The 19,034-nt window shown below is 67.8% G+C and carries 20 protein-coding genes; 18 read left to right on the top strand and 2 right to left on the bottom strand.

All coding sequences use genetic code 11. From position 1 onward, the window contains the following. Positions 1 to 224 precede the first annotated feature (224 nt). The 9 genes from NYP18_RS05425 (at position 225) to NYP18_RS05385 (ending at position 8,462) form a co-directional block, all read left to right on the top strand. Complete coding sequence (locus tag NYP18_RS05425) at positions 225 to 830, top strand: copper resistance CopC family protein (protein ID WP_439648054.1); 606 nt, start codon at positions 225 to 227, stop codon at positions 828 to 830. Continuing rightward, positions 831 to 1,382, top strand: coding sequence for a copper chaperone PCu(A)C (locus NYP18_RS05420; protein WP_259427167.1), 552 nt, complete (start codon positions 831 to 833; stop codon positions 1,380 to 1,382). A gap of 44 nt (positions 1,383 to 1,426) precedes the next feature. Beyond that, on the top strand, positions 1,427 to 2,647 hold the full coding sequence (locus NYP18_RS05415) for a Dyp-type peroxidase (RefSeq protein WP_259427166.1): 1,221 nt from the start codon (positions 1,427 to 1,429) through the stop codon (positions 2,645 to 2,647). 149 nt (positions 2,648 to 2,796) lie between these two features. After that, positions 2,797 to 4,851 carry a threonine--tRNA ligase gene (thrS, locus tag NYP18_RS05410; RefSeq protein WP_259427165.1) on the top strand — a complete coding sequence of 685 codons (2,055 nt, stop codon included), beginning with the start codon at positions 2,797 to 2,799 and terminating at the stop codon, positions 4,849 to 4,851. Beyond that, on the top strand, positions 4,835 to 5,395 hold the full coding sequence (locus NYP18_RS05405) for an ATP adenylyltransferase (RefSeq protein ID WP_259427164.1): 561 nt from the start codon (positions 4,835 to 4,837) through the stop codon (positions 5,393 to 5,395). Before thrS ends, NYP18_RS05405 begins: the two co-directional genes overlap by 17 nt. Next, the gene (pgsA, locus tag NYP18_RS05400) at positions 5,388 to 6,056 is read left to right on the top strand and encodes a phosphatidylinositol phosphate synthase (protein WP_259427163.1); all 669 of its coding nucleotides are present in this window, start codon (positions 5,388 to 5,390) and stop codon (positions 6,054 to 6,056) included. Before NYP18_RS05405 ends, pgsA begins: the two co-directional genes overlap by 8 nt. Continuing rightward, a complete protein-coding gene (locus NYP18_RS05395; RefSeq protein WP_259427162.1) occupies positions 6,053 to 6,937 on the top strand; it encodes a phosphatidylinositol mannoside acyltransferase in 885 nt (294 codons plus the stop codon). The genes pgsA and NYP18_RS05395 overlap by 4 nt, the downstream gene beginning before the upstream one ends. Next, a complete protein-coding gene (locus NYP18_RS05390; RefSeq protein ID WP_259427161.1) occupies positions 6,937 to 8,016 on the top strand; it encodes a glycosyltransferase family 4 protein in 1,080 nt (359 codons plus the stop codon). Before NYP18_RS05395 ends, NYP18_RS05390 begins: the two co-directional genes overlap by 1 nt. After that, complete coding sequence (locus NYP18_RS05385; RefSeq protein WP_259427160.1) at positions 8,013 to 8,462, top strand: LemA family protein; 450 nt, start codon at positions 8,013 to 8,015, stop codon at positions 8,460 to 8,462. The genes NYP18_RS05390 and NYP18_RS05385 overlap by 4 nt, the downstream gene beginning before the upstream one ends. Here the strand turns inward: NYP18_RS05385 and NYP18_RS05380 are convergent. Further along, entirely contained in the window at positions 8,401 to 9,654 is a 1,254-nt protein-coding gene (locus NYP18_RS05380) for a DUF2029 domain-containing protein (protein ID WP_259427159.1), read from the bottom strand. The genes NYP18_RS05385 and NYP18_RS05380 overlap by 62 nt on opposite strands. Positions 9,655 to 9,769: 115 nt before the next feature. On the opposite strand from NYP18_RS05380, the gene pdxS reads away from it, so the two are divergent. Further along, positions 9,770 to 10,654: a pyridoxal 5'-phosphate synthase lyase subunit PdxS gene (gene pdxS / locus NYP18_RS05375; RefSeq protein ID WP_259427158.1), complete on the top strand. Its 885-nt coding sequence runs from the start codon at positions 9,770 to 9,772 to the stop codon at positions 10,652 to 10,654. Positions 10,655 to 10,717: 63 nt separating this feature from the next. On the opposite strand, the gene NYP18_RS05370 is transcribed toward pdxS, so the two are convergent. Beyond that, a complete protein-coding gene (locus NYP18_RS05370) occupies positions 10,718 to 11,230 on the bottom strand; it encodes a DUF3817 domain-containing protein (RefSeq protein WP_439648053.1) in 513 nt (170 codons plus the stop codon). 90 nt (positions 11,231 to 11,320) lie between these two features. Here NYP18_RS05370 and NYP18_RS05365 point away from each other — a divergent pair, with 90 nt between their 5' ends. From NYP18_RS05365 to secF, 8 genes are all read left to right on the top strand, one after another. Next, positions 11,321 to 12,181: an acyl-CoA thioesterase gene (locus NYP18_RS05365; protein WP_259427157.1), complete on the top strand. Its 861-nt coding sequence runs from the start codon at positions 11,321 to 11,323 to the stop codon at positions 12,179 to 12,181. A 139-nt stretch (positions 12,182 to 12,320) separates the two neighbouring features. Then, positions 12,321 to 13,073 carry a YebC/PmpR family DNA-binding transcriptional regulator gene (locus NYP18_RS05360; RefSeq protein WP_259427156.1) on the top strand — a complete coding sequence of 251 codons (753 nt, stop codon included), beginning with the start codon at positions 12,321 to 12,323 and terminating at the stop codon, positions 13,071 to 13,073. Positions 13,074 to 13,140: 67 nt separating this feature from the next. Continuing rightward, positions 13,141 to 13,677 (top strand): crossover junction endodeoxyribonuclease RuvC, encoded by a 537-nt coding sequence (ruvC, locus tag NYP18_RS05355; RefSeq protein ID WP_259427155.1) that lies wholly within the window; start codon positions 13,141 to 13,143, stop codon positions 13,675 to 13,677. Beyond that, positions 13,674 to 14,282, top strand: a complete 609-nt coding sequence (ruvA, locus tag NYP18_RS05350; protein ID WP_126121590.1) for a Holliday junction branch migration protein RuvA — start codon at positions 13,674 to 13,676, stop codon at positions 14,280 to 14,282. Before ruvC ends, ruvA begins: the two co-directional genes overlap by 4 nt. A 7-nt stretch (positions 14,283 to 14,289) precedes the next feature. Then, positions 14,290 to 15,339, top strand: a complete 1,050-nt coding sequence (gene ruvB, locus NYP18_RS05345) for a Holliday junction branch migration DNA helicase RuvB (RefSeq protein WP_126121589.1) — start codon at positions 14,290 to 14,292, stop codon at positions 15,337 to 15,339. 48 nt (positions 15,340 to 15,387) lie between these two features. Then, complete coding sequence (yajC, locus tag NYP18_RS05340) at positions 15,388 to 15,801, top strand: preprotein translocase subunit YajC (RefSeq protein WP_259427154.1); 414 nt, start codon at positions 15,388 to 15,390, stop codon at positions 15,799 to 15,801. A gap of 214 nt (positions 15,802 to 16,015) precedes the next feature. Beyond that, positions 16,016 to 17,863 (top strand): protein translocase subunit SecD, encoded by a 1,848-nt coding sequence (gene secD, locus NYP18_RS05335; RefSeq protein ID WP_259427153.1) that lies wholly within the window; start codon positions 16,016 to 16,018, stop codon positions 17,861 to 17,863. Beyond that, positions 17,864 to 18,976, top strand: a complete 1,113-nt coding sequence (secF, locus tag NYP18_RS05330) for a protein translocase subunit SecF (protein WP_259427152.1) — start codon at positions 17,864 to 17,866, stop codon at positions 18,974 to 18,976. The last annotated feature ends 58 nt before the right edge of the window (positions 18,977 to 19,034 follow it).

Here is a 19,034-nt window from a genome sequence, read left to right as displayed (position 1 = left end):
TATGGCTGTCAATTCGGGGGGCCCGAGTGTCCCAGATCACGCCTGGTGCCGGTTCCCCGCATTTCCGCAGGTCCCCGCCACTGACGGCGCGACCTGCACAGCTGCGGGCAAGGTGAAACCCCAGGTGAGGACGCTTCCGCCGGGAACTAAAACCCGTGGTTCTCCGACAGCTCCAGTGACACCCGCAAGACGCGGGTGTCGTACACCCTTATCTGTGAAGGTGGATGCCCTCAGTGACCGTGTCTCGTTTCCGTCCGTTCCGGACCCTGACCGCCGCGACAGCCGTGGCGGTCGGCCTGGCCCTGTCCGCCCCCGCTGCGCTGGCGCATGATGTGGTCATCGGCGGCGACCCCGCTGACAAGGCGGTCCTGCAGGAATTCCCCGACACGATCTCCCTCGAGTTCTCCGGCTACGTGAAGGAGGACTTCAACACCTTCGCCATCTCCGAAGCGGAATCCGGTGACATCCTCTTCTCCGGCGAGCCGGCCATCGACGGCCGCTGGGTGAGCCTGGATGTGCCGGCGGACATCGAACCGGGGGCCGGCGAATACCGCATCGGCTTCCAGATCACCTCCTCGGACGGCCACTCCACCCGCGGCATGACCACCTTCACCGTGACCGGCGGGGAAGCTGCGGCAGAGGCGGCCACCGGCACCGCGGCCCCCACCACGACGGCGGACACCACCGAGGTGTCCACCGATCCGGGTGCGGGGGAGTCGGGACTGCCGGAGGGCCCCATGGCATGGGTGCTCGCCGGTGTGGGTGTACTTGCTGTCCTCGGCGTCGTCATCATGATGATCGCCCGGGGCCGACACAACACACAGGAGTAGATGATGTTCAACCGAGGTCGTATCGCAGTGTCCGTTCTCGTCGTTTCCGCCCTCACCCTGGCAGGTTGCGCCACCGGTGACAACGGCGCGGACACCACCACAACCGCCACCGCCACCAGCGCTGCCGCCCAGGCCGCCACGGATGTCACCTTCACCGAGGGCGTCGTCCGGGCAATGGAGGCCGACAAGGGCATGACGGGTATCTTCGGCACCTTCATCAACCACACCGACGAAGAGATCAACGTCACCGGTTTCAGCGCTGACTTCGAGGACGCCAGCTTCGAGCTGCACGAGGTCACTGACGGCGTCATGCAGGAGAAGCCGGGTGGTTTCGTCATCCCGGCCGGTGAGTCCCATGAGCTCGTGCCGGGCGGGGACCACATGATGATCATGGACTACATGGGTGAGATCCCGGCCGGTGACGTCGTCGACATCACCGTCGAGCTCGCCGACGGCTCGACCTTCGACATCAAGGAGATCCCCGTCCGCACCATGAACCCGGGTGATGAGGACTACGGTTCCGACGGCTCCCTGATGGGCCACGACCACTAGTCCGCACCAGCACGAGCATATTCCCCAGGAAGTAGTTGACAGTCATGTTCTCGTTGTCCCGCCGTGGATTTCTCACGGGCCTGTCCGTCACCGCCGGTGGAGCCGCTCTGGCCGCCTGCGCGGCAGCGGAGTCCGGGCCGCCGCCGGCGGATACGCGGCTGCGGGATGCGATCGTGCCCTTTGACGGTGTGCATCAGGCGGGTGTCGCCACTCCGGCGCAGGCCCAGCTCAACCTCATCGGCTTCCAACTGGCCGACGGTGTTGACCGGGCGGGTCTGACCCGGCTGATGCGTTCCTGGACCGAGGACTCCCGGCGCCTGTGCACCGGCGAAACCCCGTTGGGCAGCCTCGAACCGGAACTCGTGGTCACCCCGGCGAACCTGACCATCACCTGTGGTTTCGGTCCCCGCATCTTCGAGGTCATCGACGCCGCCGACCAGCGTCCGGAGTGGTTGAAACCCCTGCCGGAGTACAGCCTGGACCAGCTGGACCCCAAGTGGGGCCAGAGCGACCTGGTCATCCAGGTCTGCTGCGACGACCCGCTGATGCTCTCGCATGCCACGCGCCACCTGGTGCGCTCAGGCGTGGACTACGCCCGCGTGCAGTGGATGCAGCAGGGCTTTCTCAACGCGGACGGGGCGCGGACGAAGGATGAGACACCGCGCAACCTCTTCGGCCAGGTCGACGGCACCGTCAACCCGCGGACGGGGGAGAGCTTCGACGAGCAGGTGTGGATCCAGGACGGTCCCGCCTGGATGCAGGGCTCGACGTCGATGGTGCTGCGGCGCATCAACATGAACATGGACACCTGGGAGATGCTCGACCGGAAATCCCGTGAGGAGTCCCTGGGCCGCCGCCTGGACAATGGTGCACCCTTGACCGGGGAGGCGGAGTTCGACGAGCCGGATTACAACGCCACCGATAAATACGGGCTGCCCGTCATCGACCGGCAGAGCCACATGTTCCGCGCCAAGGCCCCCGCTGACCGCCCGGAGCAGAAGTTCCTCCGCCGCCCCTACAACTACGATATTGCGCCGGAGCCCGGCTCGGAGCAGCTGTCCAACTCCGGCCTGGTCTTCCTCACCTTCCAGAAGGACCCGGTCCGCCAGTACCACCCGGTCCAGCAGCGCCTGGACGAGGGTGACCGCCTCAACGAGTGGATCTCCCACATCGGTTCCGCCGTCTACTGGATCCCGCCGGGAACCCGGGCAGACGGCCGCGGCAACGACGTCTTCTGGGCGCAGTCGCTTCTTGACGACGCCTGAGCCCGACACGGCTTCCGGAGGGCGCGCGGCTGCGGGGTAGGATGTTGCGCAGCGACTGCGCGCTGCGCAGCCGCGCCCGTCCTGTTGAGCAGGCAGCGGCCAGGTATGCCGCCGCCTGCGTGAGCGCAAGTTTAAGGAGCGCAACACCCATGGTGAACATCACCGCTACCGACATCCCTTCGTTCCAGGTCCCGGCCGGCACCGCGGTCGGTGCCGCGATGCGGGAGCTGGACCTGCCGAACAAGGGCCCGGAGGCCATCGTCGCCGTCAAGGACACTGACGGCGAGCTGCGCGACCTCTCCCACACCCCGGAGGTCGACGCCGAGTTCACCCCGGTTGCAGCGAACACCGAGGACGGGCGCGCCATCATCCGCCACTCCTGCGCCCACGTGCTGGCGCAGGCCGTGCAGCTGGAGTTCCCGGGTACGAAGTTGGGCATCGGCCCGGCCATCGACAATGGTTTCTACTACGACTTCGACGTCGCCGAGCCCTTCACCCCGGAGGACCTCAAGGCAATTGAGAAGCGGATGAAGAAGATCATCAAGACCGGCCAGCGTTTCGAGCGCCGCGTCTACGAGTCCACCGAGGCTGCCGCCGAGGAACTGAAGGACGAGCCCTATAAGCTCGAGCTCATCCAGGACAAGGGCAACGTCGACCCGGATTCCGATGAGGCCACCGAGGTCGGTGCCGGCGAACTCACCGCCTACGACAACATCAACCCGCGCACCAGCGAGGTCGAGTGGTCGGACCTGTGCCGTGGCCCGCACATCCCGACCACCCGCTACATCCCGGCCTTCGCGCTCACCCGCTCCTCGGCGGCCTACTGGCGCGGCGACCAGGACAACGCCGGTCTGCAGCGCATCTACGGCACCGCCTGGGAGGACAAGGAGTCCCTCGACGCCTACCAGACCATGCTGGCGGAGGCCGAGAAGCGCGATCACCGCCGTCTGGGCACCGAGCTGGATCTGTTCTCCTTCCCGGACGAGATCGGTTCCGGCCTGCCGGTCTTCCACCCCAACGGCGCGACCGTGCGCATGGAGATGGAGGAGCACTCCCGCCGCCGTCACGTGGAGGCCGGCTACTCCTTCGTCACCTCCCCGCACGTGACCAAGGCGGACCTCTTCGAGAAGTCCGGCCACCTGGGCTTCTACAAGGAAGGCATGTTCCCCCCGCTGCAGCTCGACGCGGAGTATGACGAGGAGGGAAACGAGACCAAGCCGGGTCAGGACTACTACCTGAAGCCGATGAACTGCCCCATGCACAACCTCATCTTCGACTCCCGGGGCCGTTCCTACCGTGAACTGCCGCTACGCCTGTTCGAGTTCGGCACCGTCTACCGCTACGAGAAGTCCGGCGTGGTCCACGGCCTGACCCGCGCCCGGGGCTTTACCCAGGACGACGCCCACATCTACTGCACCGAGGACCAGCTCGAGGACGAGCTGACCACCGTGCTGGAGTTCATCATCTCCCTGCTCAAGGACTACGGCCTGGACGACTTCTACCTGGAACTGTCCACCAAGGACCCGAAGAAGTACGTCGGCGACGATGACATCTGGGAGCGTTCCACCGAGATCCTGCAGCGTGTGGCCACCAACTCCGGCCTGGACCTGGTTCCGGACCCGGAGGGCGCGGCCTTCTACGGCCCGAAGATCTCCGTGCAGGCCAAGGACGCCATCGGCCGTACCTGGCAGATGTCCACCGTCCAGTTGGACTTCAACATGCCCGAGCGCTTCGACCTGGAGTACACCGCCCCGGACGGCAGCAGGAAACAGCCGATCATGATCCACCGCGCGCTCTTCGGCTCCATCGAACGGTTCTTCGGCGTGCTCCTGGAGCACTACGCCGGCGCTTTCCCGGTGTGGCTCGCCCCGCAGCAGGTCATGGGCATCCCCGTGGCCGAGGACTTCGCTCCGCACCTGGAGGAGATCACCGCGGAGCTGCGTAAGCGCGGTATCCGCGCCGATGTGGACACCTCGGATGACCGGATGCAGAAGAAGATCCGCAACCACACCACCGGCAAGATCCCCTTCATGCTGCTGGCCGGCGCCCGTGACGTGGAGGCCAACGCCGTGAGCTTCCGCTTCCTCGACGGCTCCCAGATCAACGGCGTTCCGGTGGCCGAGGCCATCGAGCTCATCGACGCCTGGATCAAGGACCGGATCAACGACCAGCCGAGTGAGGACGCACTTGCAGCCCGCCGCTGAGGACACCTGGACAGACACCGGCGTCGGTGAGCCGGACCGGCTGACGCGCCTGTGGGCGCCCTACCGGATGAGCTACATCAAGGAGCGCCCGCCGGCCGGTTCGGCGACGCAGGGTGATCCCTTCGTCGACGCCCCGAAGATGTCGGATGAGGACGGGCTGATCGTCGCCCGTGGTGAGCTGGTCTACGCGATCCTCAACCTCTACCCGTATAACGCGGGCCACCTCATGGTCATCCCGTACCGCAAGGTCGCGGACCTGGAGAACCTCACCCCGGAGGAGATGACGGAGCTCATGGGCTTCGTCACCACCGCGGTGAAGGTGCTCAAGAAGGTCTCCCGGCCGGAGGGCATCAACGTCGGCTTCAACCTGGGCAAGGCCTCGGGTGGCTCGGTGGGCAACCACCTGCACATGCATGTTGTGCCCCGCTGGTCCGGTGACTCGAATTTCCTCACCGTCCTGGGTGGGACGAAGGTGCTGCCGCAGCTGCTGCGCGACACCCGCTCCATGCTCGCCGAGGCCTGGGTGGAGGTTGCCGGTGCTTAGTACCCGTGGTCGCCGACCCGCCTCCGTCATCGTCGAACCGGTGGCCCGCGGTCTGCTGCGCGTGGGCCTGACCCCCAACATGGTGACGGTCTTCGGCGCGGTGGTGACCGCCGTCATCGCGGTGCTGCTCATCCCGGGCGGACACCTGTTTTGGGCCGCGGTGGTCTCCGGACTCTTCGCCGCCTTCGACCTGGTCGACGGCACGATGGCCAGGCTGCGCGGCGGCGGCACGAAATTCGGGGCGACACTCGACGCCACGTGTGACCGCATCACCGACGGAGCGCTGTTCGCCGCGATCACCTGGTGGCTGATCTTCACCTACCAGCCGCACCCCTCACTCATCGTGGCCTCTTTCGTGGTGCTCATCGGCTCCCAGGTGATCAGCTACGTCAAGGCCCGCGGCGAGGCCAGCGGCTTCCACATCGTCGGCGGGCTGATCGAACGCCCCGAGCGGCTGATCATCGGCCTGGCGGGCATCGGTCTGCAGGGACTCGGCGTGCCCTACGCCATCGACGTAGCGATCTGGGCCCTGGCCGCCGGCTCCGTGTACACGGTGGTCCAGCGCCTGGTCATGGCCTCGCGCAACCCGGAGGCCCTCGAGCACATCGCCCCGCCACCCGGCACCCGGGATTCTGACCCGCAGGAGGCCAACGCCAGATGAGCAACCGGGACCTGGATCCGGCGGCACTGGGATACCTGGCGGGGTGGCGGCTGGTCCGCCACATGCCGGACCGGTTCGCGGACGCTCTGTTCACCGCCGGCGCGGACCTGGCCTCCGGCAACGGCCGCGGGATGGAGATGCTGCGCCGCAACCTGAGCCGGGTCGTGGGTGCGGAGAACGTCACCGCAGAGCTCGTGCGGGATTCCGTACGCTCCTACGCGCGCTACTGGCGGGAGGCCTTCCGCCTGCCCGCCATCAAGGATGACCCGGATCTCGGCGCCCGTCTGATGGCCGGGATGGAGGGACGTGAGCACCTCGAGGCCTCCCTCAGCTCCGGCCGGGGGGTGGTTCTCGCGCTGCCGCACTCCGGCAACTGGGACATGGCCGGGCTGTTCGTGGTGCGCCACTACGGCCCGTTCACCACCGTCGCCGAGCGGCTGAAGCCGGAGGTGCTCTATAACGCCTTCGTGGACTTCCGCGAGTCACTCGGTTTCGAGGTGCTCGCGCATGCCGGCGGGACCCCGCCGTACCCGCGCCTGCGCCAGGTGCTGCAGGAGGGTGGCACCGTCGCCCTGCTGGGGGAGCGTGACCTGAGACGCCGTGGCGTGCCGGTCGAGTTCTTCGGCGAGGAGACCACCATGCCCGCCGGCCCCTCCCAACTGGCCCTGGACACCGGGGCCGCGCTGCATGTCGCGCACTGCTGGTTCACCGGGGACGGCTGGGGGTTGTCGGTCTCCGAGGAGATCGAGGCGGACACGCTCGGGGACACCGTCCAACGCCTCGCCGACGGTTTCGCCGCGAACATCGCCGCGCACCCGGCGGACTGGCACATGCTGCAGCCGCTGTGGCCGGCGGACGTGGGCCCCGGGTGGGGTGGCTAGTGCGCATCGGCATCATCTGCCCGTACTCCTTCGACGCCCCGGGCGGGGTGCAGGCGCACATCCTCGACCTGGCCGAGGTACTCATCGGTCTGGGCCACCACGTCGAGGTTCTCGGGCCGGCAGCCGCGAAGACCCAGGTCCCCGACTACGTCACCCGCGGCGGGCGCAGCATCCCCATCCGCTACAACGGTTCCGTCGCCAGGCTCTCCTTCGGACCGGCCGTGCGGGCGCGGATCCGGGAATTCATCATCCAGGGTCGTTTCGACGTCCTGCACATCCACGAACCGAACTCCCCGAGCTATTCCATGGCGGCCCTGTGGATGGCGCGGGGACCGATCGTGGCCACCTACCACGCCTCCTCCTCAGGTTCGTTCATGCTCCAGCTCGCCCGTCCGCTGCTGCGCCCCGCGCTGGAGAAGGTCCGCGGCGGGATCGCCGTCTCCGAGATGGCACGCCGCTGGCAGGTCGAGCAGCTGGGCGGGGACCCGGTGCTCATCCCCAACGGGGTGGACACCGCCCGTTTCGCCGCCGCCCGCAAGCAACCGGCCGTCACGGAGGGGCCGGTGGAGATCGTCTTCCTCGGCCGCCTGGATGAACCCCGCAAGGGGTTGGACATCCTGCTGCGCGCCCTGGAACTGCTGGAACGTGAGGTCCGGGTCACCGTCATCGGCGCGGGCAAAGCCCGCCAGGTCGCCGGCGTGGATTTCGTGGGCCGGGTCAGCGACGAGGAGAAGGCCGCCATCCTCGGCCGGGCCGACATCTACGTCGCACCCAACACCGGCGGCGAGAGTTTCGGCATCGTCCTCGTCGAGGCGATGGCCGCCGGTTGCGCGGTCGTGGCCAGCGACATCGAGGCCTTCGCCGCAGTGGTGGGGGAGGCAGGTGTCCTCTTCGAGATGGGCAGTGCCCGGGCCCTGGCCGACAGCCTGCGCCTGCTTGTCGACGACCCCGCCACCCGCACCCGCCTCATCGCGGCGGGGGAGCAGCGTGCCCGGCGTTTCGACTGGGAGACCGTCGCCCAGGACGTGCTCACCGTCTACGAGACCGTCGCGGACGGCACCGCGGTGGGGGTGGAGTGATGATCTGGTGGATTCTGCTGGCGGTCATCCTCACCGCCGTGGCCCTGTGGGCCTTCCAGACCGCGCAGCGCCTCAACCGGCTGCACATCCGCACCGATGCCGCCCTGGCAGCCCTGCAGGCGGCCCTGGACCGCCGTGCGGCCGTCATCGCCGCCCTGCTGCCGGAGGCCCGGCCCCTGGCCCTGTCCGCGGAGACCGAACCTCTGGTGCACGGCAGCTTCGAGGAACGCGCCACCCGGGAACGTCAGCTCTCCGAGGCGCTGATTCCACTGGGCCCCGACCTGCCCGGCCGACTCATCGACGCCGAGGTCCGCGTCCAGCTGGCCCACCGCTTCTACAACGACGCGGTGGCCGATACCCGGGCCCTGCGGCTGCGGCCTCTGGTCAGGGTGTTTCGTCTCGGGGGGACTGCGCCGCTGCCGGAATTCTTCGAGTACCGCTCCTGAACCCCCGACCGCGCCGGGACTGCAGCACCAGCCACATCGCGGCCAGCAGGGTGAGCACGACGATGAGGCCGTTGCGCACCGCCAGGACGGTGATCTCGGTGCCCGCCGTCGCCGGGTCGGCCCACAGCGCGTCGTAGTGGAAGGGGTACACCCACGTGCCGAGCACCGCGGCGATGACCGTGAGCACCGCCATCACCTGCACCAGCCGGGACCGGGTGACGTACAGGCACACCGCCAGCAGCGGTCCCAGCCACACGATGTACTGCGGGGAGAAGACCTTGTTGGTCATGATCAGCAGCAGCACGAACAGCAGGGAGAAGGCCACGGTCCGCAGGGGCCGCCAGCGGTCGGCCATCAGGTTCCAGCCGGCCCACGCCACAGTGGCCAGCAGTACCGCGACCATCGCCCAGTCGGTGGCCAGGACGGCCACGTCGGTGCCCGGGCCGGAGATCTCGAAGCTCTTCGACGCCGCGAACCCGATCCAGTACTCACCCGGCCGGTTATGGGCGTGCAGGAGGAAGGGTGTGGCCGCGAGCGACTCGATCTGGATGCCGCGCCCGCCCTGGTAGTCCAGGGGGTTGAGCAGCCGGGGCAGCCCTGAGGTCCACCAGGTGACCCCCGCCAGAGCCACCAGTGTGAAAGTGAAGGCGAGCACCCGCCGCCAGGTCGCACCCCGGCGCAGACCCCCGACCAGACCGGCAGCGAGCACCCCGGGCCACAGCTTCACGGCCGTGGCCAGCGCGAGCACCGCGGCACCCACCGCAGGGCGGGTGAACAGCAGCGCCGCGAACAGCCCCACCAGGACCGCCGGGAACAGGTCCAGCCGCAGCCAGAACACATGCCCGGCCGCCAGCCCGAAACAGACCCAGAACCACGCGGCCGTGAAGCGGCGCGTGCCGCCGACGGACAGGAGGAGGGTGAGGAAGGCGGCGTCGACAAGCATCATCATCACGCCGAAGCCGATGAGAAAACCGGTCATCTCCGGGCCGGTGAGGGCACTGAGCAGACGCAGCGGCCACACGCCGGCGTCCGGGTACTCCGTCATGGCTGTGGGATCGGTGCCGAACAGGCCCGAATGGTAGTAGCGCACGTCGCCGAGCGGATGAGGTTCCACCAGGATCATGCCGGCGAGAATCAGGCGGGCCACCACCCAACCGAACCACACCACGGGGACCGAGGAGAATCTGCGCACCCGGTGATCCTAACCCGCCCCGAATGTAAACACAGGGCAATTAACCCGCGCCCGCAGTGAGAGCCTAAGGTTTTCGGTGCAAACAGGTTACATCGCGAACAGGAGCAGACCCACTGTGACCATCAACACCACCGGCCGCGCCAAGCGCGGCTTCGCGGAGCAGTTCAAGGGCGGCGTCATCATGGATGTCGTCACCCCCGAGCAGGCGGAGATCGCCCAGGAGGCCGGTGCCATCGCCGTCATGGCGCTGGAGCGGGTCCCCGCAGATATCCGCGCCCAGGGCGGCGTCTCCCGCATGTCCGACCCCGACATGATCGACGGCATCATCGCCGCCGCCACCGTCCCGGTCATGGCCAAGGCCCGCATCGGGCACTTCGTGGAGGCCCAGGTGCTGCAGTCCCTCGGCGTCGACTTCATCGACGAATCCGAGGTGCTCACCCCGGCCGACTACGCCAACCACATCGACAAATTCGACTTCGAGACCCCCTTCGTGTGCGGTGCCACCAACCTCGGCGAGGCCCTGCGCCGCATCAACGAGGGTGCCGCCATGATCCGTTCCAAGGGTGAGGCCGGCACCGGTGACGTCTCCAACGCCGTCACCCACATCCGCACCATCCGCGCGGAGATCAACCGCCTGACCTCCATGGCCGAGGACGAGCTCTACGTCGCCGCCAAGGAACTGCAGGCCCCCTACGACCTGGTCGTCGAGGTCGCCCGCGAGGGCAGGCTGCCGGTGCCGCTGTTCACCGCCGGCGGCATCGCCACCCCGGCCGATGCCGCCATGATGATGCAGCTGGGCGCCGACGGCGTGTTCGTCGGCTCCGGCATCTTCAAGTCCGGTAACCCGGAGCAGCGCGCCCGCGCCATCGTCAAGGCCACCCAGAACTACCTGGACCCGGCCATCGTCGCCGACGTCTCCCGTGGCCTGGGTGAGGCCATGGTCGGCATCAACGTCGACGACATCCCGGTCCCGCACCGCCTCTCCGAGCGCGGCTGGTAGCTCCGGCCCGCCAACGAAATAATCCACGTCCCGGTACCGGAACGTGGATTATTTTCTCCCTGATCAGTTGACGCGGTCCGCGATCGCATCCGGATCATAGGGCTGCCCGATGAGCAGCAACGCCGTGAAGACAACGGCGATGACGATCAGCAGGATGATGATGGAGCGTGCCGGACGGCGCACGAACTGTGCCAGGATCCTCTCCGGAAGGTTGCGGGGTTCCTCGGTGGTGTCGGCGAAACGCCAGCCACCATCCAGCAGGCCCTTCCGGTCCGCCCACATGGTGAAGGGCCAGGCCGCGAACGGGATGATCGACACGCCCAGCCCGACGATGCCCTGGCCCAAGGACCAGCGGTTGTTGATCCACAGCAGGGTGGTGATGGCCGCGAAGGTGAGGAAACCGAAGCCGTGGATGCCGCCCGCGAAGGGCATGACGGCGTCGGTGGTGCCGGAGTACTTCAGGGCCATGCCGATGATCAGCAACGACCAGGTCACCATCTCCGTGAGGGCGGCGAAACGGTGGAATGTCTTGGGGATCAGGCGGGTGGTGGTCTCGGTCGGGGAGATCGTGCTCATGTGGGCTGATGCTACCGGTGGGTGGGAAAACGGGACAGTCGGCCGTTTCGGTAGAGTTCCAGGGGCAGTAACCGGCTGGGAAAGGACACCATGAGTCAGATCGAGCACATTCTCGGACTGGAGCGGATCGACCGCGACATCTTCCGCGGCCCCGCGGCGGACTCGAAGCTGCCGCGCACCTTCGGCGGGCAGGTGGCGGCACAGGCACTGGTCGCAGCCACGGAGACCATCGAGCGCGACCTGACGGTCCACTCCCTGCACGGTTATTTCGTGGCCCCCGGCAAGTCGGCCGACCCCACCATCTTCCTGGTCGACCGGATCCGTGACGGCGGCAGCTTCGCCTCCCGGCAGGTCCGGGCCGTCCAGGACGGGGAGACCATCTTCTCCATGCAGGCCAGCTTCCACCGGCGGGACGACGCAGGCCCGGAGCACTCCGCCATCATGCGGGACGTGCCGGGCCCCGAGGAATTGACCCAGGACGGTTCCACCCTGCCGGTCTCCTCCCGCGCGCTGCTGGAGGAATGGGGCGACTGGGACATCCACGTCGTGCCCTCCACGGACTACGAGCGCGATAAATACTCCCCGGGCCAGCAGGTGGTGTGGTTCCGGTCCCGACGCCCACTCCCTGACGACGAGACCTTCCACATCTGCACCCTGGCCTACATGTCGGACATGACGCTGCTGCACTCCGCGATGGTGCCGCACCCGGACCACAGGGCACAGATGGCGAGCCTGGACCACGCAATGTGGTTCCTGCGCCCCTTCCGCGCTGACGAGTGGCTGCTCTACGACCAGGTCTCGCCGTCCGCCCACGGGGGGCGTGCCCTGACCCACGGGCGTATCTTCGACCGGGCGGGAAATCTGGTCGCCGTGGTCACCCAGGAAGGCCTCACCCGCACCCTGCGGGAGGGCGGTGAGGTGATCCCGACACGGAGGACCGCGTCGAAATAACCGGGCAATTTGGTGACCTGCGTATAATCAGGCAGGTCAAGTCAGCCGACGTCCCCGCCGATTCCGTACTGCCCGCTCCCTCGCCCGTCGGGGTTGAGAGTGCAACGGGAATCAGACGGGGCAGAGAGAAAGGGATCTGATGGCAGGCCACTCAAAGTGGGCGACCACGAAGCACAAGAAGGCTGCGAACGACGCGAAGCGCAGCAAGGAATGGGCGAAGGCGATCAAGGCGATCGAGGTCGCTGCGCGCATCGGCGGCGGTGACCCGGCCGGCAACCCGACGCTGGACGACATGATCCGCAAGGCCAAGAAGGCCTCCGTTCCCAACGACAACATCGAGCGTGCCCGCAAGCGCGGTGCCGGTGAAGAGGGCGGCGGCGCGAACTGGGAGAACATCACCTATGAGGGTTACGGCCCCAACGGTGTGGCTGTCCTCATCGAGTGCCTGACGGACAACCGCAACCGCGCCGCCACCGAGGTGCGCACCGCCATGACCAAGAACGGCGGCAACCTGGGCGAATCCGGTTCCGTCGCCTACCTGTTCACCCGCACCGGCATCGTCCTGGTGGACAAGGGCGAGCTCACCGAGGATGACGTCCTCATGGCCGTGCTGGACGCCGGAGCGGAGGAGGTCAACGACCTGGGCGAGAAGTTCGAGATCGTCTGTGCCCCCACCGACATCCCGGCTGTCAAGGCCGCGCTGGAGGAGGCCGGCATCGAGGTCGACGACTCCGACCAGGACTTCCGCGCCTCCGTCGAGGTCCCGCTGGACCTCGAGGGCGCGAAGAAGATGATCAAGCTCATCGACGCCCTCGAGGACGCCGATGACGTGCAGGACGTGTACACCAACATGGACCTGTCCGACGAGGTCATCGCCGCGCTGGACGCCTGAGGCCACTTTTCGGACATGTGTGCTATAAGTTGGGGGTGGAGTCACACAGAAAGGTACGGGCGGCGGTTTGAGTCTTGCAGGACTGCGCGTGATGGGCATTGACCCGGGACTGACCCGGTGTGGACTCTCCGTGGTACAGGCCGGCCGGGGGCGGTCGGTGCTGCCGGTCGCCGTCGGTATCGTCCGCACCCCGGCGACCGCGGAGCTGCCTGAACGGCTCAAACGCCTGTCCGCCGGGGTCAACCAGTGGATGGACGATTACCGTCCCGATGTCGTCGCTGTCGAGCGGGTCTTCGAGCGCGGCAACGTGTCCACGGTCATCCACACCGCCCACGCCTCCGGGGTGCTTGTCCTGGCGGCCGCGGAACGGGGGATCCCGGTGCACATGTACACCCCCTCCGAGGTCAAGAAGGCCATCTCCGGCAACGGGCGGGCCGACAAGAAACAGATGACCACCATGATCACCCGGATCCTGGGACTGACCGAACCGCCGAAACCGGCGGACGCCGCCGATGCCCTGGCGCTGGCGGTGTGCCACTGCTGGCGTGCTCCGCTGCTGGCCCGTACCGCCGCCCTGCTCAACTCCGAAGGAGCCACATCATGATCGCCTCCCTGCGTGGCACAGTCATCGGCATCGGACTGGACCATGCCGTCATCGAGTGTGCCGGCGTGGGCTACCGCGTCGAGGCCACCCCCGCCACCCTGGCCACACTACGGCGCGGCGAGGAAACACTGATCCTGACCAGCCTCATCGTGCGGGAGGACGCCCACATCCTCCACGGTTTCAGCTCTGATGAGGACCGCGGCATGTTCCACCTCCTGCAGACGGTCACCGGCCTGGGGCCGCGCCTGGCGGTGGCCTGCCTGTCCGTCTTCAACGCCGGGGAGCTGTCCCAGGCCATCGCCGGGGAGGATGCCAAGGCCCTGCAGCGCATCCCCGGCGTGGGCAAACGGATGGCCGAGAGACTCATCCTCGAACTCAAGGACAAGGTCGCCGCTTTCGCGGCGCCGGAGGACGAGAATGCCCCCGCGCCCCAGCTGCCCACCGCCGCTGAGGCCGTCGTCGAGCAGGTGACCGAGGCCCTCCTGGGACTGGGTTTCACCGACCGGGTCGCCCAACCGGTCGTGGAGGGCGTGCTGGCGGAGAACCCCGCCCTGGACACCGCCGCCGCCCTCCGCGCGGCCCTGACCCAGCTCGGCCGGAAGTAGGTGAGTCATGGGTGACATGGAACGCACGGAATTCGCGCTGCCGGAGGAGCGCGACGTCGACACGCAGGTGCTGGCCGGCGAGCAGGACACCGAGACCACGCTGCGCCCCCGCAGCCTGGACGAGTTCATCGGCCAGCCCAAGGTCCGCGACCAGCTCTCGCTCGTGCTCACCGGCGCGAAGAACCGCGGTGTGACCCCGGACCACGTCCTGCTCTCGGGCCCGCCCGGGTTGGGCAAGACAACGATGGCGATGATCATCGCGCAGGAGCTCAACACCAACCTGCGCATGACCTCCGGTCCGGCGCTGGAACGGGCAGGGGATCTGGCGGCCATGCTCTCCAACCTCACGGAGGGAGACGTCCTGTTCATCGACGAGATCCACCGCATCGCCCGCCCCGCGGAGGAGATGCTCTACATGGCCATGGAGGACTTCCGGATCGACGTCATCGTGGGCAAGGGCCCCGGAGCCACCTCCATCCCGCTGGAACTTCCCCCGTTCACCCTGGTGGGGGCGACCACCCGCTCCGGCATGCTCACCGGGCCGTTGCGCGACCGTTTCGGTTTCACCGCCCAGATGGAGTTCTATGACGTCGAGGACCTCACCCGCGTGGTCACCCGCGCCGCCCGGATCCTCGACGTGACCATGGACCCGGATGCCGGTGTGGAGATCGCCTCCCGTTCGCGGGGGACACCGCGTATCGCCAACCGGCTGCTGCGCCGGGTCCGGGATTTCGCGGAGGTCAACGCCGACGGCCACATCGACCTCGCCGCCGCACAGGGTGCCCTGCAGGTCTTCGACGTCGACGAACTCGGCCTCGACCGGCTCGACCGCGCCGTGCTCTCCGCCCTCGTGCGCGGCCACGGCGGCGGACCCGTAGGGGTGAACACCCTGGCTGTCGCGGTGGGTGAGGAGCCCGCCACCGTCGAGGAGGTCTGCGAGCCCTATCTGGTCCGTGCCGGACTGGTGGCCCGCACCGGCCGGGGCCGGGTGGCCACCGCCGCCGCCTGGCGCCACCTCGGTCTGGAACCACCGGAAGGTGCTCTCGGGCAGCTGTGAGCCCGCCCGCTGGTGGGCCGGCGCCGCAATCTGGCAGACTGGCCCACCATGGACATTCTTCTCCTTCTCCTCATTCTGGCGGTATTCATCCTGCCCTCCGTATTCATGATGCGCTCCCAGCGCAAGCGCCAGGCTGAGGTGCAGGGCATGCAGGCCGCCCTCAAGATGGGCGACCGCGTGGTCACCGTCTCCGGTATCCACGGCACCATCGTGGGTGTCCGCGACACTGAGCTGGACATCGAGCTGGCCCCGGGCATGGTCGTGGTGATGGACCGCATCGCCGTGCTGCGCCAGGCCGAGCCCTCCGCAGCCCCCGGTGCTCTCGGCGCCTCCGGTTACCAGTCCACCTACGATGCCTCCACCGGTACGACCGGGACCCAGGGCTACCAGCACCCGGAGTACCCGGCCGAGCACCCGGAGAACTTCCCGGACAATGATGAGGGCCGCCCGGAGAACCGGTAGACCCATGGTCCGGGCATGGCCGAACTCACACGCCCTGTGCTGAATCAGGGCAAACCATGCCGTAGCATGGTCGTTTGTGCAGTCTCCGCCGGAACAGGGGCGGAGAAGTGCGTCATTCAGACCGTTGGCCGTCGCGAAGCTTCCCGAACGGGACACGGACGGCAGTCGTCACCGGGTTACCGGTGGCGCTTTTTTATCCAGAGGAGTCACCTCATTGTCCGTCACATCCCGACGCGAACGGTCAGGGTCCCAGCGGGCCTGGCCGAAGCGTGCACTGGCGTTATTCGTCCTGATTCTCGCGGTGGTCTACGCCCTGGTGTTCTTCACCGGCGACCGTCAGGGCACCCCCAAACTCGGTATTGACCTCCAGGGCGGCACCCGCGTCACACTGGTCCCGCAGGGTGAGGAGCCCACCGCGGATCAGCTGGCCCAGGCCCGCGTCATCCTGGAGAACCGTGTCAACGGCATGGGCGTCAGCGGCGCCAGTGTGGTCACTGACGGCAACACCCTGGTCATCACGGTGCCGGGCGAGGACACCTCGCAGGCCCGCGCCGTCGGCCAGACCTCCCAGCTGCTGTTCCGCCCCGTGGCCGTGCCCGCCGGCCCCGACGTCGCCGCCCTGCCCGGCGAGCTCGGCGCCATGGCGGACCGCTGGGTCGAGTTCGGGGTGATCACCCCGGAGCAGGCTGAAGGCGCGGTGACCACGGTCATCAACGCGATCAACACCAACCTGCCGGAGGGCACGGAGCCGGTCGAGGCCCCGGAGCTCACGGCGCAGCCGCTGCCGGAGCCGGCGAACTCGCTGGAAGCGACTGAACGCCGCCAGCAGGTCACCGAGATGCTGCTCGTGGACCGTCAGTCCACGGACCCGACGGTTCAGGCGGCGGCCAGCTCCCTCATGCGCTGCGAGCCTGACGCGGTGGACCCGCTCTCAGGGACGGATGACCCGGCCCTGCCGCTGGTGGCCTGCGAACCGGGCACCGGTCAGGTCTACCTCCTGGATGCGGCGCCGCTGCTGGCGGGTGTCACCGAGGAGGACGGACCCCGCCTGACCGGCAACGAGATCGACACCGACCGGGCGATCACCGGTGGTCTCAACCCGCAGACCAGCCAGATGGAGATCAGCTTCGCCTTCAAGACGGACGGTGAGAACTCCGGTTCCCAGACCTGGACGAACCTGACCACCGATTACCTGCAGCGCCAGATCGCCATCACCCTGGACTCGCAGGTCATCTCCGCACCGGTGATCCAGTCGGCGACCCCCTTCGGCTCGGCGACCTCCATCACGGGTGACTTCACCCAGCAGGAGGCTCAGGACCTGGCCAACAACCTGCGCTACGGTGCACTGCCGCTGTCCTTCGCCGGCGAGGACGGCGAGCCGGGCGGCACCGCCCAGTCCGTCCCCGCCTCCCTCGGTGTCGCCTCGCTACAGGCGGGCCTCATCGCGGGTGCCGTGGGCATCATCCTGGTGGCGATCTTCGTGTTCGCCTACTACCGCCTCTTCGGCTTCATCTCCCTGATCACCCTGGGCGCCGCCGGCGTGCTGGTCTACGGCTCGCTGATCCTGCTGGGCCGCTGGATCGGTTACTCGCTGGACCTGTCGGGCGTGGCGGGTCTGATCATCGGTATCGGCACCACCGCGGACTCCTTCGTCGTCTTCTACGAGCGCGTCAAGGATGAGGTACGTGAGGGCCGGACCTTCCGCTCGGCGGCCCAGCACGGTTGGGACCGGGCGAAGCGCACCATCGTCACCGGCAACATGGTCACCCTCATCGGTGCGGTGGTGATCTACTTCCTCGCCGTGGGTGAGGTCAAGGGCTTCGCGTTCACCCTGGGCCTGACCACCGTCTTCGACCTGCTGGTCACCTTCCTGGTCACCGCCCCGCTGATGCTGCTGACAGCGCGGAAGCCGTTCTTCGCCAAGCCGTCCGTCAACGGCATGGGCAAGGTCTTCGAGTTGGCGGAGGCCAACCGGGCAGAGGAACGACGCATCGCCCAGGCCGCGGCGGCCGGGGCAGCGGAGCGTCGAGAAGCAACCACCGCAAGCACGGAGGAGAAGTAGATGAGCTCGAACAGTGTGTTCCAACGCCTGTACACCGGTGAGGGCGGCGTCGACTTCATCGGCCGTTCCCGCCTGTGGTACTGGATCACCGCGGCCCTGATGGTGATCTCCATTGCGGCCATCGGCATCCGTGGTTTCGACCTCAGCATCGATTTCGAGGGCGGCACCAAGCTGAACATGCCGGCCGCTGAGCTGGTCGTCGAGGAGGTCGAGGAGACCTTCATCGAGGCCACCGGCGTCACCCCGGAAATCACCCAGATCGTCGGTGCCGGTGATTCCCGCACCCTGGAGATCAACTCGGAGCGTCTGACCACCGCGCAGGTCGACTCCGCCCGTGAGGCCATCTACGAGGAGTTCCAGCCGCTGGACTCCTCGGGCACCCCCTCGCCGGATGCGATCGGTGACTCCACGGTCTCCGAGTCCTGGGGCTCGACGATCACCCAGCGCATGCTCATCGCCCTGGGCGTCTTCCTCGCCCTGGTCTTCCTCTACATCGCCTTCCGGCTGGAGCGGGAGATGGCCGCCGCGGCGATGCTCTCGATCGTCGTCGACGGTGTCCTCATCGCCGGCATCTACGCACTCTTCGGCCTGGAGGTCTCCCCGGCCTCGGTGATCGGCCTGCTGACGGTGCTGTCCTTCTCCATCTACGACACCGTCATCGTCTTCGACAAGGTCCGCGAGAACACCGAGGGATATCTCGGTTCCAGGCGCGCCACCTACGCGGAGGAGGCGAACCTGGCGGTCAACCAGACGGTCATGCGTTCCATCTCCACATCGGTGATCGCTGCGCTGCCGATCATCGCGCTCATGATCGTCGCCGTGTGGCTGATGGGCGTGGGCACCCTCAAGGACCTGGCGCTGATCCAGCTCATCGGCGTCATCGAGGGCATCTTCTCCTCGCTGTTCCTGGCCACCCCGCTGCTGGTCACCCTGGTCAACCGCCGCAAGGACACGAAGAAGCACAACGCGGAGGTCGCCGCCTACCGCGCCGGCGGGGACAACGGGGAAGAGCCTGTCGACGCCGCCGCCACCCCCGCGGAGACCCCGCGCACCGTCACGGGCCCGGCGGAGGCACCTGCCACCGGCGCCAGCTGGCGCCCCGACCGCCGGTGATTCTCTCCTGAACTGTCCGCCCCCTATACTGGTCGCATCACATCCGGTGGTGGATGTG

This window comes from Corynebacterium lemuris (assembly GCF_024919295.1).
GTDB classification, from domain to species: Bacteria; Actinomycetota; Actinomycetes; order Mycobacteriales; family Mycobacteriaceae; genus Corynebacterium; species Corynebacterium lemuris.
Note: the sequence above shows the minus strand (reverse complement) of the source record. Positions and strands in the feature narration are given on the sequence as shown.